Origin of the sequence: Streptomyces sp. VTCC 41912, from assembly GCF_045799175.1 — a bacterium.
Lineage (GTDB): Bacteria > Actinomycetota > Actinomycetes > Streptomycetales > Streptomycetaceae > Streptomyces > Streptomyces albulus_C.
This window is the reverse complement of sequence record NZ_JBJMAB010000002.1, coordinates 57740-75127: the sequence shown is the minus strand read 5'-3', so window position 1 is coordinate 75127 and position 17388 is coordinate 57740. Positions and strand designations below refer to the sequence as shown.

The window sequence follows — 17388 nt, the reverse complement described above, 5'->3', positions numbered from 1 at the left end:
GGCGGCAGCGCCCGGCCGGCGCGGGGCTGTGGAAAACGGCGTGCGCCCCCACCGTGCTCCGGTGCACCGACTTATGCGCAAGGACGGAAAGTTATGATCCCTTGCGCGTGGGGGGTACGGGGTAAAGAGCCCTTGGCATACCCAGGTGCGTGGCGTCGATCCAACGACTCACGTACCGTCAACTCTGTCCGGACCATGAGTACTTGGAGGTGAGCCGCCGTGGCACTCTCGATTTCGGCGGTGGTGCTGCTGGCGATCATCGTCTTCTTGCTGATCAAGAAGTCCGGGCTGAAGGCAGTGCATGCCTTTGTCTGCATGCTGCTGGGCTTCTATCTGGCCAGCTCGTCCATCGCCCCGACGATCAAGACCCTGACGACCAACGTCGCGGGGATGCTCGGCGGCATCAAGTTCTGAGCGTTGCGCCACACCCCGGTCGGCCCGAGCCGCCCCCGCCCCGCACTCCCGCGGGGCGCCCCGGGCGACGGCCGGCGAGCGGCTGCGGAGGGCGCGGTGGGCGGCTCGTAGGCTGTCTGCATGACGTCCCACCCTGTCCCGGCCCCCGCGGGCGGAGGTGCTGCGCGGCGCAGTGACCTCCCCGCCCGCCGTCTCCTCCTGGTGCACGCGCACCCGGACGACGAGTCGATCAACAACGGCGCCACCATGGCGAAGTACGCGGCCGAAGGCGCGCTGGTCACCCTGGTGACCTGCACCCGCGGCGAGGAGGGCGAGGTCATCCCGCCCGCGCTCGCCCACCTCACACCGGACCGCGACGACGCCCTGGGCCCGCACCGCGTCCACGAGCTGGCCGCGGCGATGGCCGCCCTCGGGGTCGGTGACCACCGCTTCCTCGGCGGCCCCGGCCGCTACCGGGACTCCGGGATGATGGGCGCGCCGCAGAACGACCGGCCGGACTGCTTCTGGCAGGCGCCGGTGGACGAGGCGGCGGCCCACCTGGTGGCCGTCATCCGCGAGGTCCGCCCCCAGGTCCTCGTCACCTATGACCCGAATGGCGGATACGGCCACCCCGACCACATCCAGGCCCACCGGGTCGCCATGCGGGCCGCGGAGCTGGCCGCACGGGCGGACTTCCGCCCGGACCTCGGCAGCGCGTATGCGATCGAAAAGATTTACTGGAACTGCAACCCCCGCTCGGAGGTCGAGGCGGGCCTCGCTGCGGTGCAGGCGGCCGGCCACGGCTTCGCCGGGGTCGCCGCGGTGGACGACGTGCCGGGCGTGGTTCCGGACGACGCGGTCACCTCGACGATCGCCGGCCCGGGCGGGTACGCGGACGCGAAGGCCGCGGCGATGCGCGCACACGTGACGCAGGTCGTGGTCGACGGCGCGTTCTTCGCGCTCTCCAACGACCTCGGGCAGCCCCTGTTCGCCGCCGAGCACTACCGGCTGGTGCACGGGACGCCCGGCCCGGCCGCGGCGGGACGCGAGGACGATCTCTTCGCCGGCGTCGGGGAGTCGGCCACGTCGACGGGTGCGCAACCGCGGACCCGCAGTGAGGAGGCGGCGGAATGACGACGCCCAAGGGTGGCGGGGCCACGGGCAAGGGCCGCAACGGCGGCGCCGATGCGGACGGCGGACGGCGGACGCGGGCGGCCGGCAGTGGCGCGGACGCCCCGCGCGGCGGCACCCCCGCACCACCGACGCGCCATCCGGCGGCCGGTGCACCGCTGACGCCGGGCCGGGTGGGCCTGTACGTCCTGCTGTTGGTCGTGGCCGTTCTCGTCGCGTTCGCCGGCACGCTCCTCCAAGCGGCCTGGTTCCCGGGCGGGTTGCTGCTGGCCCTGGCCGGTCTCGTCGGCCTCTTCTACGGGGGCGCGCGGGCCACCGGCACGGCGGGCGGGGTGCTGGTGCCCGGCGCCGCTTGGCTGGTGACGGTGTTCCTGCTGCTCAGCGACGTGCGTCCGGAGGGCGATTTCCTGTTCGGGCCGGGGCTCGGCTCGTACGGCTTCCTGCTGGGCGGCATCGTGATCGCTGTGATCTGTGCCACCGGGAACCAACTGCGCGCTGCGGGCGTACCCCGGGGCCGAGTTGGCGGATGACGTGGTCCATACCGGGACGGATGCCGCGGGCTTCCGGGGGGCCGCCCGCGGTTGCGGAGCGGCCGCCGGCCGGGCGGTGTTCCGGCGCACCCAGAGTGTCGGCCGGCGGCGGCCAGTATGGTGGTGCGCGCCGCCGCGCCGCCCTGGGGGCACTTGCCGGCCTGAGGCCGGGGATCATCTCTGACGAGCGGCGGAGCCAACCGGGAGAACCTGCTTTGAGTCGTGAATCTGACAGTTCGTCCTCCGGCCCCCGGGGCCGCGGCGGAGCCGTGTACCCGTCGGGGACACCGCCCTACGGTTCGCCCAGGGGAGAAGCCGGCGAGGCGCCGGGAAGCGGAGCCGCGGACCGGCCGGAGGAACCCAAAACCGAGACCACGCTGACGACGCGGATCAAGATCAACATTCCGGGGTCCCGCCCCATCCCGCCGGTCGTCGTGCGCAAGCCCGTCGGTGAGGAGTCCGGCATGAACGCATCGGCTGCACCCGGCGGTTCCGCCGGCCCGTCCGGTTCCCGGGGGCCGTCCGGTCCCGCCTTCGGTGGTGAGAGGCCCGCCGAACGCACGGCGGAGACGCCGCGGCCGGAGGAGGCGGAGGAGGCACCCGCCGCCCCCAAGGAGAAGACGACCAGCGACTGGTTCTCGCCGCGCAAGCAGCAGGGCCAGACCGGTGGGAAGCCGCCGGCCGCCGACGCCGCCCCGGCACCGGGAACTCCCGGCGCGCCCGGCGGGGCGTCCGCGCCGCGCCCGGACCTCCCCTACTTCTCGGACGCGCCGACGGGCTCCGGACCGGCCCCGCAGAGCGGCCGCGCGCCGGGCGTCTCGCCCTACGAGAGCGACCCGCTGGGCAGCGACCCGCTGGGCAGCGACCCCCTGAGGAGCGACCCGCTCGGCGGTGCCCCCCTGGGCGGCAAGCCCTTCGGCGGCGACCCGCTCGGTGGCGACCCGTTGGGCAGCGACCCCCTGGGCGGCTCCGCCCTCGGCAACGACCCGTTGACCGGGCCCTCCCCGTTCGACGGCGGTCCCCGCGCCGCGGCGTCCCCGTTCGACGGCGGCCCGCGCGGCGGCTCGCCGTTCGACGCGCCGGCCCGGCCCACCGGCGACCGCAACCCGTTCGACGCGCCGGCCGGCGGCGCGGCCCCCAACGGTCCGACGTCCGGCCCGGCGCGCGGCGACTCGGCATTCGACCTCCCGCCCGGCTTCAGCGACCCCAGCGCCGGCAAGAGCGCCGCGGGCCGACTCAGCGACGACACCGCCGAGCTCACCCCGCAGCCGCCGGCGCCGTCCGCCGGCACCGGTGGCGGCCCCGGCGTGACCGGCGGCATCGCGGGCGGCCTGGCCAGCGGCGGTCCCAAGGGCCCGGCGGCCGGGACCGGCTCCAAGAGCGGCCCCAAGAGCGGCCCCAAGGGCGGCGGCCCGGGTGGCCGGCTGTCCGGCGACACCCTCGTCAGCGGCATCCCCAAGGTGCCGGGGAAGGACGGCCCGTCGGCCGCCACCCCGTTCGCCGGGGCCTCCGGCAGCGACGAGGACGGTGCCGCCGCCAAGCCGCGGCCCAAGATCCCCGAGCCGATCAACCCGCCCAAGAAGGGCCGCAGCAAGCTGGTGCTGATCGGCGTCGCGGTCGTCGTCCTGGCCGGTGTCGCCTACGGTGCCGGGCTGCTGCTCGACCACTCCGACGTTCCCAACAACACCACCGCCCTGGGTGTGGACATCGGCGGCAGTTCCAAGGACGACGCGGTCAAGAAGCTGGAGACCGCCCTCAAGGACCGCCGCTCCGCGCCGCTCAAGATCACCGTGGACGGCAAGTCCGAGACCCTGCTGCCGGCCCTGGCGGGCTTGGACGTCGACCTCCAGGCAACGGTCCGCAACGCGTCCGGTCGGGACTACAACCCGATCTCCGTCGTGGGCTCGCTCTTCGGCGTCAAGCGCACCGCCCAGCCCGCGGTGGTCACCGACAAGGAGAAGCTGGCGATCGCGCTCCAGGGCGTGACCGGACCGGCCAACGCCGAGATGGACGGCGGGATCACGTTCGAGAACGGCAAGGCGGTGCCCCACTACGGCGCGCCCCACAAGGCGATCGACGTCGCCGCCTCCGAGGACAAGATCGCCGCGGCCTACCTCAACCGCGTCAGCACCGGCGGCGACACCCCCGTGGTCCTCGCCGCCACCACCCAGCAGCCCAAGGTCAGCAAGGCCGCGGTGGACAAGGCGCTCCAGCAGTTCGCCGAGCCGGCGATGTCCGGGCTGATCACGGTCCGGACGGACCCCGGGCACACGGTCTCCTTCAGCCCGCAGAAGTCCATCCCGAAGTTCCTGTCGTTCAAGATCATCAGCGGTGAGCTGGTGCCGTACTACGACCGGCCGGCGCTCAAGGAGCTCTACGGCAACACCTTCGACAACGTCATGGTGACCAAGGGCGACGGGACCAAGCACCCGGTCAGCGTCGAGGAGGTGGCCAGCGCCGTGGGCAGGGCGCTGGTCGGCAAGACCCCCGCCGAGCGCGTGCAGACCATCGCGACCAACGGCAGCTGAGCCCTCCGTGGCGGCCCGTCCGGCCGCCGCCGGTTCAGCAGAAGCACAGCTCAGAGGCCCTCTCGGGCGAGTCCTCAGGGATTCCCCCAGGGGGCCTCACCCATGACATCTGTCATACCGCCTTGCGGACACCTGACACTGCCGCCCGGCCCGACGATCCGGGAAGCTGAATGGCATGACGACGACAGCTACCACCCCAGCCACCACCGCGGTCGACGCGGGACGGGCACCGGTGGTCAGCTTCCAGGGGGTCAGTAAGAGTTACGGCGCGGTGCGCGCGGTGGCCGATCTGCACCTGGAGCTGCACCCCGGCGAGACCGTCGCGCTCCTCGGCCCCAACGGCGCCGGCAAGTCCTCCACCCTGGACCTGCTCCTCGGCCTGCGCACCCCCGACACCGGGTCGGTCTCCCTGTTCGGCACCACCCCGCAGCGCGCCATCCAGTTGGGCAGGGTCGGCGCGATGCTCCAGAGCGGCGGCCTGATGGAGGGCGTCAAGGTCCGGGAGCTGGTCCGGCTCGCCCGCGACCTGCACCCGCACGGCTATCCGGTGGACCAGATCCTGGCCGCCGCCGGCATCACGGACATCGCCGACCGGGTGGTCGGCAAGCTCTCCGGCGGCCAGGAGCAGCGAGTGCGGTTCGCCCTGGCCACCGCCGGCGCCAACGACCTCATCGTGCTGGACGAGCCCACCACCGGCATGGACGTCTCCTCCCGGCAGACGTTCTGGGGCGCGATGCGCCGCCAGGCCGACGAGGGCCGCACGGTCCTCTTCGCCACGCACTATCTGGAAGAGGCCGACGAGATAGCCGACCGGGTGATCGTGCTGCACCGCGGCCGGGTGCTGGCCGACGGCACCTCCGCCGAGATCAAGGCCCGGGCCGGCGCCCGCCGGATCACCTTCGACCTGGAGGGGGCGGCCGACCGCGGCGCGCTGGAGGCGCTGCCGCACCTCACCTCCCTGACGGTGTCCCACGCCGGTTCCGGCAGCACCGTCCGCATCCAGTCCCAGGACGCGGACGCCACCGTGCACGCCCTCTACGGCCTCGGCCTCTACCCGCGCAACCTCGAAGTCTCCGGCCTCGGCCTGGAGCAGGCGTTCATCGCCATCACCACCGCCGAGGAGGCGGCCCGATGACCACCCTGATCAAGCTCGAAATCCTCCGCGCGCTGCGGAACAAGAAGTTCATGTTCTTCTCGGTGATCTACCCGCCGGCGCTGTACCTGATCATCGCCGGTGGTGCGGACAGCAAGCCGCTCCCCGGGACGGGTCTCAACATGGGGCTCTACTACATGGTCTCGATGGCCGCCTTCGGCGCCATGACCGCCGTCCTGCTGGGCAACAGCGAGCGCATCGCCAAGGAGCGCGAACAGGGCTGGGTGCGCCAGCTCCGGCTGACCGCGCTGCCCGGCCGCGGCTACGTCGCCGCCAAGATAGCCGCCGCGGCGACGGTCAGCCTGCCCTCGATCCTGCTGGTCATGATCGTTGCCGCCGCCGTCAAGGGCGTCCGCCTCGAAGCCTGGCAGTGGATCGCCATCGCCGTCGGCACCTGGCTCGGCAGCTTCGTCTTCGCCGCCCTGGGCGTCGCCATCGGCTACCTGGCCAGCGGCGACGCGGTCCGCCCGGTCTCCATGCTCTGCTTCTTCGCCCTGGCCTTCCTCGGCGGCCTGTGGATGCCGATGACGCTGCTGCCGCAGTGGGTGCAGAACGTCTCCGAGTGGCTGCCGACGCACGCCTACGCGGCCCTGGGCACCGCCGTCGAGGCCGGCGGCGCGCCGCACGTCAAGGACATGGCGATCCTGCTGGGCTACCTCGTCGTCTTCGTGGGTGGTGCAGCCTGGCTGTACCGCAAGGACACTCGGAAGGCATGAGACAGGTGCAGACGAAGAGCGCGGCCGACGACCGGAACCCGGTGCTGATCGGGCAGCGCCCGCGCAGCCGCCGCCAGGCCCTTCGCAAGTCGATGTGGGTCGGCGTCTGGCTGCTCTACCTCGCCGGTCCGGTGGCGGAGCTGACCAGTCACGCCTTCACCACCGCGCAGCGGGTCTGGGGCGCCGTCGGCCTCACGCTCTTCGTCCTCGCCTATCTCGTCCTGATCTTCCGCCACATGTGGCAGAAGCCGCCCGTCGCGCTGCGGTACGCCCCGCTGGGCGTGATGCTGGCGCTGTCCGTCGCCCTGACGTGGACGCTGGGCTACTCCTGGCTGGTGCTGTTCATCTTCACCAGCGTGGCCTCCGCGGTGGTGCTGCCCTGGCAGCGCTCCCGCTGGGCCATCCCGTTCATCACCGTGGTGCTGATAGCCATCGGCGCCCACTACCCCGAGATCCGCAACTACTACCTCTTCGCCTACGCGCTCCCCGCCCTCGGCAGCGGCTTCGTCATGATCGGCGTGCAGAACCTCGTCCGCACCAGCCAGGAGCTGCGCGTCGCGCGGGAGGAGGTCGCCCGCCTCGCCGCCAACGAGGAGCGGCTGCGGCTCGCCCGCGACCTGCACGACCTCCTGGGGCACTCGCTCTCCCTGATAACCCTCAAGAGCGAGCTGGCCGGGCGGATGCTGCCGGACCGCCCCGAGGACGCCGCCCGGCAGGTCGCGGACATCGAGCAGGTCAGCCGGCAGGCCCTGGTCGACGTCCGCGAGGCGGTCACGGGCTACCGCCGCCCCCGGCTGGCGGGGGAGTTGGCGGGCGCGCGCGCCGCACTGCGCACCGCCGACATCGCGCTGACCGTCGACCCGTCGCTGGAGGGCGAGTTCCACGGGCTGACCGCCGACACCGAGGGCGCCCTGGCCTGGGCGCTGCGCGAGGCGGTCACCAACGTCGTCCGGCACAGCGGCGCCCGCCGCTGCGACCTGCTGCTCACCGAGGAACGGGAGGCCGACGACCGGCGCTACGTCTGCCTCGTGGTCACCGACGACGGCGAGGGCCCGCTCCGCGGCCAGCACGACGGCAACGGCCTCGCCGGCCTGCGCGAGCGACTGGCCCTCACCGACGGACACCTCCAGACCGGGCAGGCCACCGGGACCAGGGGATTCGCGCTGCGCGCCTACGTCCCCGCGACCACCCCGGCGGCCTCCCCGAGCGGCCCGAACCCGGTGCCGGACACCTCTCCGGAGCCGGTGAACGGGCCGGCCTAGGCCCGGTCGGCACCTCCCGTCCGGTCGGGACCGTCGCCGGTCGCCGGTCGCACCGGTTCCGGGCCGCCGCGGCCGTCCCAGGCCGTAAGCTGGCCCGCATGATCAGGTTGCTGCTGGCGGAGGACCAGTCCATGGTCCGGGAGGCGCTGGCGGCATTGCTGTCCCTGGAGGGCGACCTGGAGGTCGTCGCCCAGGCGGCGCGCGGCGACGAGGTCCTCGCCCAGGCGCGGGCCCACGACGTCGACGTCGCACTGCTGGACATCGAGATGCCGGGCCTGAGCGGACTGGACGCCGCGGCCCGGCTGCGCGACGAACTGCCCGGTGTGAAGGTCGTCATCCTCACCACCTTCGGCCGCCCCGGCTATCTGCGCCGGGCGATGGAGGCCGGCGCGGACGCCTTCCTGGTCAAGGACGCCCCGGCGGCCCGGCTCGCGGACGCGGTGCGCCGGGTGCTGGACGGGGAGCGGGTCATCGACCCGGTGCTGGCGGCGGCCGCCCTGGCCGACGGCGCCAGCCCGCTGACCGACCGCGAGCGCGAGGTGCTGCACGCCGCCGCGGACGGCGCCACCAACGCCGAGATCGCCGCCGCGCTGCACCTCTCGCAGGGCACCGTCCGCAACTACCTCTCGCTCGCCATCCAGAAGACCGGCGCCCGCAACCGCGCCGAGGCGGTCCGCACGGCCCGCGACAAGGGCTGGCTCTGACCCTTTCGCCCCTAGCGTCCCGCCCTCCGTCCGGCCGCTGGCGGGTCCGCACCACCGGCACCGCTCCCGGGACCTTCACCCGGGGCGGGTGGACCTTCGCCCCTGTGCGCGCCCGCGCAACGTCCCGCAGGCTTGAAGTGTCATGCCAGCCCAGCGCCCCGCAGAGGGCGGCCTCCTCGCCCCCGTGCTGCTGATCCTCGCCATCCTGGTCGTCGCGACGGTCGACGCCACGACCGGCCCTGAGCTGCACATCTCCGCGTTCATGGGGATCGCCCCGCTGGTCGCCGCGCTGCGCTGCTCGTATCCCCGCACGCTGCTGGTGGCCGTCGTCTACGTCGTCTCGCTCACCTACGTCGACCTGCTGACGGTGCCCGACTGGGCTCCGGCCAGCCGGGTCGTCGGCGTCTTCGGCGCGTTCCTGGTGGGCGTCTTCGCGCTGGTGCTGTGCCGCACCCGGCTCCAACGCGAGGCGCTGCACGCCCGCACCACCCTGGTCGCCGACACCGTGCAGCGGGCCATGCTGCGCGAGCTGCCGCTGCGGGCCGGACCGCTGGAGGCGTACGGCTTCTACGTGTCCGCGCAGGAGGGCGCCCGGGTCGGCGGCGACATCTACGAGGCCGTCAACACCCCGCACGGACTGCGGCTGCTGATCGGCGACGTCCAGGGCAAGGGCATGCCGGCGATCGGCGCGGGCCTGGAGGTGCTGGCGTCGTTCCGCGAGGCGGCGCAGTACCAGGAGTCGCTGGAGGGGGTCGCCGGCCGGATGGAACAGGCCCTGACCCGCTACAACGCCCGCTCCGCCGAGGAGGGCACCGACGAGCGCTTCGTCACCGCACTGCTGGTGGAGGTCCGCGGCGCGGGCCGGGCCCGGCTGCTGTCCTGCGGGCACATCCCGTACTACCTGGTGCGCGACGGCGTCGTCCACGAGCGCTCCGACGGGGAGGGCGGGCTCCCGCTGGGGCTCGGCGGGCTCAGCAACGAGCCCCGCCGCAGCGTCCGCATCCAGCCCGAGCCCCACGACTGGGCGGTGCTGTGCACGGACGGCGTCACCGAGGCCCGCGGCGGCGACGGCCGCTTCTACCCGTTGGCCGAGCGGATCGCCGCCTGGATCGACCTGGAGCCCGCCGAACTGGCCCGCACCCTGCGCGCCGACCTGGAGCACTTCACCGGCGGCGACCTCAAGGACGACGCGACGCTGCTGGTGGTCCGCCGCGCCCCGGTGAACGACGCCGCGCCGGCACCGGCCCGGACCGCGGCGGCCTGAGGGCGGGCCCGGCCGCCCGCTCAGTTCAGCCGGGCCCGGGCCGCCCCGGCCTCCCGGCGCAGCGCGGTCGCGGCGGCCGGCTGGACCGGCTCCAGCACCCGCGCGTACTCCTCCAACTCGGCCGCCCCGGCCAGGAACTCGCCCCGCTCGACCAGGAGCTGCGCCCGCTCGTGGCGCAGCCGCGCCGGATGGCTGGGCAGCAGCAACGACAGCTCCAGCGCCCACAACTGGACCGCACTGTGCTCCGGGCGGGCCTGGGCCCAGGCCCGGATGTTGTTGAGGATGCGCAGAACGACCTCCAACGGGCCGGCCGGCGCCAGCATCCCCGGCGAGAGCGCGGCACCGCTCGCCCCCGCGACGATCATCGCCGCGTCCTGGTCGGTGAGCAGCCGCCCGCCCTCGAAGGGGTCGGCCAGCACGTGCCGCCCGCGCGGGTCGCCCAGGCCGATCACGAAGTGCCCCGGCAGCGCCACCCCGTACACCGGCGCCCCGGCCCGCCGGGCGACCTCCATCCAGACCACCGACAGCAGGATCGGCAGCCCGCGCCGCCGCCGCAGCACCTGGTGCAGCAGCGACGACTCCAGCCTGCGGTAGTCGGCGGGCGAGCCGCCGAAGCCCTCCCGGGCGCCGAGCAGCGCGGCGAGGTTGCGGGCCCATACCTCCGGTCCGCTGCGGCCGGGACGGCCCGCCGCGGACCCGGCCGGGGCGTAGGGCAGCAGGCCGGCGAGCCGGTCCAGTTCGATCTGTGCCGCGTCTATGCCGGCCTCGTCCAGGGCCGGGTCGGCCTCGGCGCCGATCAGCAGGCACAGCAGCGCGAGGTCCGGCCGTTCCTCGCGGGCCGCCGCCGCGAACTGCCGCCGCCGCTCCTCGCGCGCCGCGTCCCGCTCCGGTTCCCCGCGCTCCGCACGCTCACCCATGTCGAACGGACCCCCCTCAGGCGTCGACCCCGCCGCCCGCCGGGCCGCGTCGGTAGTGATAGCCGTGGTGTTCGACGAACCCCATCCCGTCGTACAGCGCCAGGGCGCCCGCGTTGTCCCTCTCCACCTGGAGGTACGCCGCCGAGGCACCCTCCTGGAGCGCCCGCCCGGCGAGGGCCGCCATCACCCGGGACGCCAGGCCCTGGCGCCGCAGGTCGGGCGCGGTCTCCACCGCGGCGAAGCCCGCCCAGCGCCCGTCGACGACCAGCCGCCCGATCGCCGCGGTGCCGCCGTCCGGTGTCGGCACCCGGGCGAACCACACCGAGGGGCCGCCGGTCAGCACCGCCCGCGCCTCGGGCGTGGGTGTGCCGGCCCGGTTGTAGAGGGTCAGCCAGTCGGCGTCCGGCTGCCGCGACAGCTGCACGTCCGCGGTGTCGGCGCCGGTGTCCGCGAGCGGTGCCAGGGCCGCGATCCGCACGGAGGTGTGCGCCTCGGCGGTCCAGCCGCGGGCGGCCAGCACCTCGTCCAGCCGCTCGTCGGTGTCGGCCCGGCCGGTGGCCACGGTGACCAGGGCGGGCAGCCCCCGGTCGGCGTACCACCGGGCGGTCCGGGCCAGTGCCTCCTCCAGGGGCAGGCCGGGGTCGCCGAGCGGCAGCGCGGAGTTGGCCCGCCGGGTGAAGCCCTCCCGCTTCCCGGCCGCCGCTCCGCCGGGAAGCTCCTGGACGGCCGCCCGCAGAGTCCACTCTCCGAGACGCTCCGTCTCGATGGCCGGCCAGCTGCGGGCCGCGATGGTCTGGAGCTCACGCACCGTGGCCGCCGGGACCTTCCTCCGGGCCGGTGCCGCCGGTACGACCTTGGCCGCCACCAGCGTGGATTCCTCGATCCGCACGCACTCGCCCTCGCGCCGTGTGATGCTCAACACACCATCGTTCCATGATGTGAGAACCCCGACCGCGTCGGTGAAGGCCGGCCCCTCGCTCCCGGCCCCGGTCAAGCGCCGGACGGATACCCTTTTGCCCACGTCAGCATGGGTGATCCGGACCTCTGCGCGTCCGCCGGCGAGGAATTCCATCGCTCTGTAACCGCCCCTCTTGTTCGTCTCGTGCCCGGGAACGGAGATACTAGGTGGCGGGCATCGACGACGCCGCGCTCCCGCGCGCCCAGCGGCGGTACCGACGACCGGTCCGCCGGCCCTACTGAGGAGGAACGACAGCGTGACCTACGTCATCGCGCAGCCTTGTGTCGACGTCAAGGACAAGGCTTGCATCGAGGAGTGCCCCGTCGACTGCATCTACGAGGGCTCCCGGTCCTTGTACATCCACCCGGACGAATGCGTCGACTGTGGTGCCTGTGAGCCGGTCTGCCCGGTCGAGGCGATCTTCTACGAGGACGACACCCCGGAGGAGTGGAAGGACTACTACAAGGCCAACGTGGAGTTCTTCGACGAGCTCGGCTCCCCGGGTGGTGCCAGCAAGCTCGGCCTGATCGAGCGCGACCACCCGTTCGTCGCCGCACTGCCGCCGCAGAACCAGGACCACTGATCACCCCCCGGAGGGGCGGAAGGGAGCCGGCCCGCTCCCTCGCACCTCCGAGGCCGCCGGGGGCAGCCCCGGCGTGAGCTGGGGAAGGCCGCACGGCGCCGCCCGGTCCCGTACGGCCCACCCGCCGTACGGGACCGATGCGTTTTCGCACGCCGACGTCCCCCGCGCCACCCCGTACGAGAAAGAGAGCACCGTGGGCGCAGTCTCCTCCCGCCACCCGTCCGGCGCGTCCCTCCGCGACCGGCTGCCCGCCTTCCCCTGGGACCGCCTGGAGCCGTACAAGGCGACCGCCGCCGCGCACGCCGACGGCATCGTCGACCTGTCGGTCGGCACCCCGGTCGACCCGGTCCCCGCCCTGGTCCGGCAGGCGCTCACCGACGCGGCGGACAGCCCGGGCTATCCGACGGTGTGGGGCACCGCGGCACTGCGGGACGCGCTCACCGGCTGGGCCGCCGAGCGCCTCGGCGCCCCCGACCTGGCGCACACCAACGTGCTGCCGGTCGTCGGCTCCAAGGAACTGGTCGCCTGGCTGCCGACCCAGCTGGGCCTGGGCGCCGGCGACACGGTGGCCTACCCGCGGCTCGCCTACCCCACCTACGAGGTCGGCGCCCGCCTGGCCGGCGCCGAACCGGTCGTCTACGACGAGCCGACCGAGCTCGACCCGACCGGCCTGAAGCTGCTCTGGCTCAACTCCCCGTCCAACCCCACCGGTCGGGTGCTCACCGTCGACGAGCTGCGCCGCACCGTCGCCTGGGCCCGCGAGCACGGCGTCCTGGTCGTCAGCGACGAGTGCTACCTCGAACTGGGCTGGGAGGCCGAGCCGGTCTCCGTGCTGCACCCGGACGTCTGCGGCGGCTCCTACGACGGCATCGTCGCCGTCCACTCGCTGTCCAAGCGCTCCAACCTCGCCGGCTACCGCTCCGCGTTCCTGCTGGGCGACGCCGCGGTCCTCGGCGAGCTGCTGCAGATCCGCAAGCACGGCGGAATGATGGTCGCCGCGCCGGTCCAGGCCGCCACCGTCGCGGCGCTGGGCGACACCGCGCACGTCGCCGAACAGCGCGACCGCTACGCCCGACGGCGCGCCGCCCTGCGCACCGCCTTCGAGGCCGCGGGCTTCCGCATCGAGCACAGCGAGGCGTCGCTCTACCTCTGGGCGACCCGCGACGAACCCTGCTGGGACACCGTCCGCGACCTCGCCGAGCGCGGCATCCTGGTCGCCCCCGGCGACTTCTACGGCACCGCGGGGGAGCGGTTCGTGCGGATCGCCTTCACCGCCACCGACGAGCGGGTGGCCGCCGCGGTGCGCCGCCTGGCCGGATGAGCCACTGATCCCACCGACGCGCGCGGGGGCCCGGGGGAGAGCAGTTCCCCGGGCCCCCGCGTCGTCGCGCGGCGTCTCGACGCGTCAGCGGCCGATCGGCATCCCGCCGATCAGGCCGTGCACCGGCGTCTGCGCCCCCTGGGGCGCACCGACCAGCTTCTTGACGGCGTCGGCGGCCAGCGAGTTGGTGGAGATGCCCTTCCTCGCCACCGGACGGGCCATGCCCTCCGCCTTGCGGGCGGTCTCCTGGGTGAACGGCGCGGCCTCCTCGACGACCGGGGCGAGGGTGCGCACCAGCGCGGGCGCGAGGGTCTCGGCGGCCTCCTTGCCGGTCGCGTTGACCAGGCCGACGCCGGTCCGGGCGGTGCTGTCCAGGGCCTTGCTGGTGTTCGCGGAGTCCAGGGTGGTCAGCCCGCCCAGTTCGCTGCCCGACGGAGGCAGGTTCACGGCGCTCGCGGATCCGGCCGCAGCGACCACGGGAGCGGCGCCTGCTGCGACCAGCAGGGCGGCTCGGGCGATCCGACGCGTAACGGGGAGGGACATGATGCTCCTTTTACGGAGAAGGACTCGTACTTCTGACAGATGTGCCATGTCCGCCGGGCGGACGGACGCCCTGATTACCGCGTCAGGAGTCCGAAGGTTGCGGTGAACTCCGGTAAAGAATTGGCAACGTGTCACATAATCTGCCCGGATAAAGATGAGCAATGTGCGCGTGCCCCGAAGTCGTACGGAAACGTCACAGACCTTTAAACGCACGGGAATTGGCCGAGGATACGGTCGCAACCAGGTGAAATACCGGTCAGGTAAAGGGGATTGCGGCTCCGGGCGGTCAAGTCGGCCGGCGCGTCAGGGGGAAACGCGCTACTGCGCGGTGACGATCCGCACCTCGTCCGCCGCGCCCCCGGCGCCCGCCGGGCCCTGCCAGCCCTTGTCCGAGTCGGCCGCCGTCCACGTCCGCCCGGCGTAGGTGATCCGGTCGATGTGCAGGTCGGCGGCGTGCGCCAGGGCCCAGTTCGCCAGCTGCCAGCCGCGCTGCGCGACGTCGTCGCTCGCCGTCGCGTACGCGTCGGGCCGCACCGGCACGGTCAGGTTGCGGCCCGCCGCCGGCGCCCGCCCGCCGCTGCCCCCGGTCCGCGGCAGCACCCCGGAGCCGAACTCCCGCACCAGTTGCTCCCGCACCTTCGCCGCACCGTCCGGCCCGGCACTGTCCACCGGGTGGCTCACCGTGCAGCTCAACACGTCCCCGCTCCGGCCGGTCAACGCCCCCGTGAGCAGTGCGGCGTTCGCCTCGTGCTTCGCGTACGCCTGCGGATAGCCACTGCGTTGCACCTTCTGTGCGGCAACGGTCAAAGGCAGTCGCGAATAGCCGGGAACTTTCACCAGATGGCGGTAGAACTCCCCGGACGCATAGACGGGATCCATGATCTCTTTCACGGTTCCCCAGTCCTGCGAAGGACGCTGCTGGAAAAGCCCCACCGAATCCCGGTCACCGAAATTGATGTTGCGCAGTCCGGATTCCTGCATGGCGGTTGCCAGAGCGATCGTCACCGCCCGCTCCGGCAGCCCGCGCGAGGCCGCCACCGCGGAAATCGTCGCGGCGTTCGCGGCCTGCTCGGGACTGAGCTCGTACGGATCCCCGTCGCCCTGGACCCGCACCGTGCAGCGCGGCGCCCCGGGGCCGCTGGTGACGTACTGCACCAAGAGGTACGCGATCACTCCGAGGAGGACGGCGACCGCCGCGGCGGTGCGCCACCGACGGGCACGGCGGGCCGGGGAAACGGGCTGGGCGGACACGCAGCACAACGTACCCGAGGGCTGCCGATAGGGTCGGTCCCATGGAGCGCTCCACTCACCCCCGCCTTGACCTGTCGCTGGACGCCGCCGCACTGACCGCGCAGCTCGTCGACTTCCCGTCCGAGAGCGGCAACGAGAAGGACCTCGCCGACGCCGTCGAGGACGCCCTGCGTGCCCTGCCGCACCTGACCGTCGACCGGTACGGCAACAACGTCGTCGCCCGCACGCAGCTGGGCCGCGCGGAGCGGGTGGTGCTCGCCGGACACCTCGACACCGTGCCGATCGCGGACAACGTCCCGTCCCGGCTCGACGAGGACGGCGTCCTGTGGGGCTGCGGCACCTGCGACATGAAGTCGGGGGTCGCCGTCCAGCTCCGGATGGCCGCCACCGTCCCCGCCCCCAACCGCGACCTGACCTTCGTCTTCTACGACAACGAAGAGGTCGCCGCGCACCTCAACGGCCTCGGCCGGGTCGCCGACGCCCACCCCGACTGGCTCGCGGGCGACTTCGCCGTCCTCCTGGAGCCCTCCGACGGCCAGGTGGAGGGCGGCTGCCAGGGCACCCTCCGGGTCCTGCTGCGCACCAGCGGGGAGCGCGCGCACTCCGCGCGCAGCTGGATGGGCGCCAACGCCATCCACGCCGCCGCCCCCCTCCTGGCGACGCTCGCCGCCTACGAGCCGCGCCGCCCGGTGATCGACGGCCTGGAGTACCGCGAGGGCCTCAACGCGGTCCGCATCGAGGGCGGCGTGGCCGGCAACGTCGTCCCGGACGCCTGCACCGTCACCGTCAACTTCCGCTACGCACCGGACCGCACCCCCGAAGAGGCGGTGGCCCACGTCCGCGAGGTCTTCGCGGACTGCCCCGTGGACGAGTTCGTCATCGACGACCACTCCCCGGGGGCGCTGCCCGGGCTGTCCCACCCGGCCGCCCAGGCGTTCATGACGGCCGTCGGCGGCAGCGCGAAGCCCAAGTTCGGCTGGACCGACGTCTCCCGCTTCAGCGCCCTCGGCGTCCCGGCCGTCAACTACGGACCCGGTGAGGCGCTGCTCGCCCACAAGAAGGACGAGCGGGTCGCGATCGACCGCATCGCGCACTGCGAGGAGCGGCTGCGCGCCTGGCTCACCGCCTGAGGACGCGCGGCGCCAGGTCAGCGGGGCCGTCCGGTCCCGGACGGCCCCGCTGGCGACCGCCCGGAGACCCGCCGAATTCCCCTCCGCGCCACACCGGCGGATCTACGCTGAAGTGGCAAACGATCTGTCAGCGGAGGGAGCACGTCATGGCCAACCCCGAGGGTGCGTACAGCCCTGAGGAGCAGCGGCTGGGCCCCGTACTGCGCCGGCACGACCAGGTGCAGACGGGTACGACGACGGACCAGCGGCTGCTGGACTCCGAAGGTCCCTCCGAGTGGGTGCACACCGATCCCTGGCGCGTGATGCGCATCCAGTCGGAGTTCGTCGAGGGCTTCGGCGCGCTGGCCGAGCTGGGCCCGGCCGTCAGCGTCTTCGGTTCGGCCCGCACCCCGCGCGGCACGGCGGAGTACGACGCCGGGGTGCGGATCGGCGCGGCGCTGGTGAAGGCCGGCTTCTCGGTGATCACCGGCGGTGGCCCGGGCGCCATGGAGGCGGCCAACAAGGGCGCCTTCGAGGCCGGCGGCACCTCCGTCGGGCTCGGCATCGAGCTGCCCTTCGAGCAGGGCATGAACGCGTACGTCAACCTCGGGGTCGACTTCCGCTACTTCTTCGTCCGGAAGACGTGTTTTGTGAAGTACGCACGCGGGTTCGTCGTCCTCCCCGGCGGACTCGGCACCCTCGACGAGCTCTTCGAGGCGCTGACCCTCGTCCAGACCCGCAAGGTCACCCGCTTCCCGATCGTGCTCTTCGGCTCGGACTACTGGAGCGGGCTGGTCTCCTGGCTGCGCGAGACCGTGATCGCCCAGGGCAAGGCGTCGCCGCACGACCTGGAGCTGTTCCACCTCAGCGACGACGTGGACGAGGCGATCGCGCTGGTGACCAAGGAGGTTGGGATCTAGTCCCGGTCAGCCGGGGTCCTGGTCCCGGTCGGCCGTGATCCGGCGCCCCGGCCCGCCGCGGAGAGGGGAACACCGCCCGCGCCCGCGCCGTTGTGGCCCGCAGGG

Annotated in this window: 17 protein-coding genes; 13 read left to right on the top strand and 4 right to left on the bottom strand. The window is 73.5% G+C overall.

What is annotated here, in order from left to right:
• The first annotated feature begins 219 nt into the window (after positions 1 to 219).
• From ACJ6WD_RS03675 to ACJ6WD_RS03635, 9 genes are all read left to right on the top strand, one after another.
• On the top strand, positions 220 to 414 hold the full coding sequence (locus ACJ6WD_RS03675; RefSeq protein WP_016572735.1) for a hypothetical protein: 195 nt from the start codon (positions 220 to 222) through the stop codon (positions 412 to 414).
• Positions 415 to 534: 120 nt separating this feature from the next.
• The gene (mshB, locus tag ACJ6WD_RS03670) at positions 535 to 1527 is read left to right on the top strand and encodes an N-acetyl-1-D-myo-inositol-2-amino-2-deoxy-alpha-D-glucopyranoside deacetylase (RefSeq protein WP_233656905.1); all 993 of its coding nucleotides are present in this window, start codon (positions 535 to 537) and stop codon (positions 1525 to 1527) included.
• Positions 1524 to 2054, top strand: a complete 531-nt coding sequence (locus tag ACJ6WD_RS03665) for a DUF6113 family protein (protein ID WP_407615131.1) — start codon at positions 1524 to 1526, stop codon at positions 2052 to 2054. The genes mshB and ACJ6WD_RS03665 overlap by 4 nt, the downstream gene beginning before the upstream one ends.
• A 464-nt stretch (positions 2055 to 2518) precedes the next feature.
• Positions 2519 to 4582 (top strand): hypothetical protein, encoded by a 2064-nt coding sequence (locus tag ACJ6WD_RS03660; RefSeq protein ID WP_407615130.1) that lies wholly within the window; start codon positions 2519 to 2521, stop codon positions 4580 to 4582.
• Positions 4583 to 4757: 175 nt separating this feature from the next.
• Positions 4758 to 5717, top strand: a complete 960-nt coding sequence (locus ACJ6WD_RS03655) for an ABC transporter ATP-binding protein (RefSeq protein WP_233656902.1) — start codon at positions 4758 to 4760, stop codon at positions 5715 to 5717.
• Positions 5714 to 6451, top strand: coding sequence for an ABC transporter permease (locus tag ACJ6WD_RS03650; protein WP_016572730.1), 738 nt, complete (start codon positions 5714 to 5716; stop codon positions 6449 to 6451). The genes ACJ6WD_RS03655 and ACJ6WD_RS03650 overlap by 4 nt, the downstream gene beginning before the upstream one ends.
• Positions 6448 to 7713: a sensor histidine kinase gene (locus ACJ6WD_RS03645; RefSeq protein ID WP_331248548.1), complete on the top strand. Its 1266-nt coding sequence runs from the start codon at positions 6448 to 6450 to the stop codon at positions 7711 to 7713. Before ACJ6WD_RS03650 ends, ACJ6WD_RS03645 begins: the two co-directional genes overlap by 4 nt.
• Before the next feature lie 98 nt (positions 7714 to 7811).
• A complete protein-coding gene (locus ACJ6WD_RS03640) occupies positions 7812 to 8417 on the top strand; it encodes a response regulator transcription factor (RefSeq protein WP_233656900.1) in 606 nt (201 codons plus the stop codon).
• Positions 8418 to 8559: 142 nt separating this feature from the next.
• On the top strand, positions 8560 to 9681 hold the full coding sequence (locus tag ACJ6WD_RS03635; protein WP_233656899.1) for a PP2C family protein-serine/threonine phosphatase: 1122 nt from the start codon (positions 8560 to 8562) through the stop codon (positions 9679 to 9681).
• Positions 9682 to 9701: 20 nt separating this feature from the next.
• Here the strand turns inward: ACJ6WD_RS03635 and ACJ6WD_RS03630 are convergent, their stop codons facing one another.
• Together ACJ6WD_RS03630 and ACJ6WD_RS03625 are read right to left on the bottom strand one after the other, a co-directional pair.
• Positions 9702 to 10598, bottom strand: coding sequence for a transglutaminase-like domain-containing protein (locus tag ACJ6WD_RS03630; protein ID WP_233656898.1), 897 nt, complete (start codon positions 10596 to 10598; stop codon positions 9702 to 9704).
• Between the two features lie 16 nt (positions 10599 to 10614).
• Positions 10615 to 11670, bottom strand: coding sequence for a GNAT family N-acetyltransferase (locus ACJ6WD_RS03625; protein ID WP_331248549.1), 1056 nt, complete (start codon positions 11668 to 11670; stop codon positions 10615 to 10617).
• A gap of 142 nt (positions 11671 to 11812) precedes the next feature.
• On the opposite strand from ACJ6WD_RS03625, the gene fdxA reads away from it, so the two are divergent.
• A complete protein-coding gene (gene fdxA / locus ACJ6WD_RS03620) occupies positions 11813 to 12139 on the top strand; it encodes a ferredoxin (protein ID WP_233656896.1) in 327 nt (108 codons plus the stop codon).
• 193 nt (positions 12140 to 12332) lie between these two features.
• Complete coding sequence (gene dapC / locus ACJ6WD_RS03615) at positions 12333 to 13460, top strand: succinyldiaminopimelate transaminase (protein ID WP_233656895.1); 1128 nt, start codon at positions 12333 to 12335, stop codon at positions 13458 to 13460.
• A gap of 84 nt (positions 13461 to 13544) precedes the next feature.
• Here dapC and ACJ6WD_RS03610 read toward each other — a convergent pair whose 3' ends face one another.
• On the bottom strand, positions 13545 to 14003 hold the full coding sequence (locus tag ACJ6WD_RS03610) for a hypothetical protein (RefSeq protein WP_016573352.1): 459 nt from the start codon (positions 14001 to 14003) through the stop codon (positions 13545 to 13547).
• A 318-nt stretch (positions 14004 to 14321) separates the two neighbouring features.
• Entirely contained in the window at positions 14322 to 15254 is a 933-nt protein-coding gene (locus ACJ6WD_RS03605) for a heavy metal transporter (protein WP_331248551.1), read from the bottom strand.
• Between the two features lie 41 nt (positions 15255 to 15295).
• Between ACJ6WD_RS03605 and dapE the strand changes: the two genes are divergently transcribed.
• Both dapE and ACJ6WD_RS03595 read left to right on the top strand, forming a co-directional pair.
• A complete protein-coding gene (gene dapE, locus ACJ6WD_RS03600) occupies positions 15296 to 16384 on the top strand; it encodes a succinyl-diaminopimelate desuccinylase (protein ID WP_331248552.1) in 1089 nt (362 codons plus the stop codon).
• A 146-nt stretch (positions 16385 to 16530) separates the two neighbouring features.
• Positions 16531 to 17283 carry a TIGR00730 family Rossman fold protein gene (locus ACJ6WD_RS03595; protein ID WP_016573349.1) on the top strand — a complete coding sequence of 251 codons (753 nt, stop codon included), beginning with the start codon at positions 16531 to 16533 and terminating at the stop codon, positions 17281 to 17283.
• Positions 17284 to 17388 lie beyond the last annotated feature (105 nt).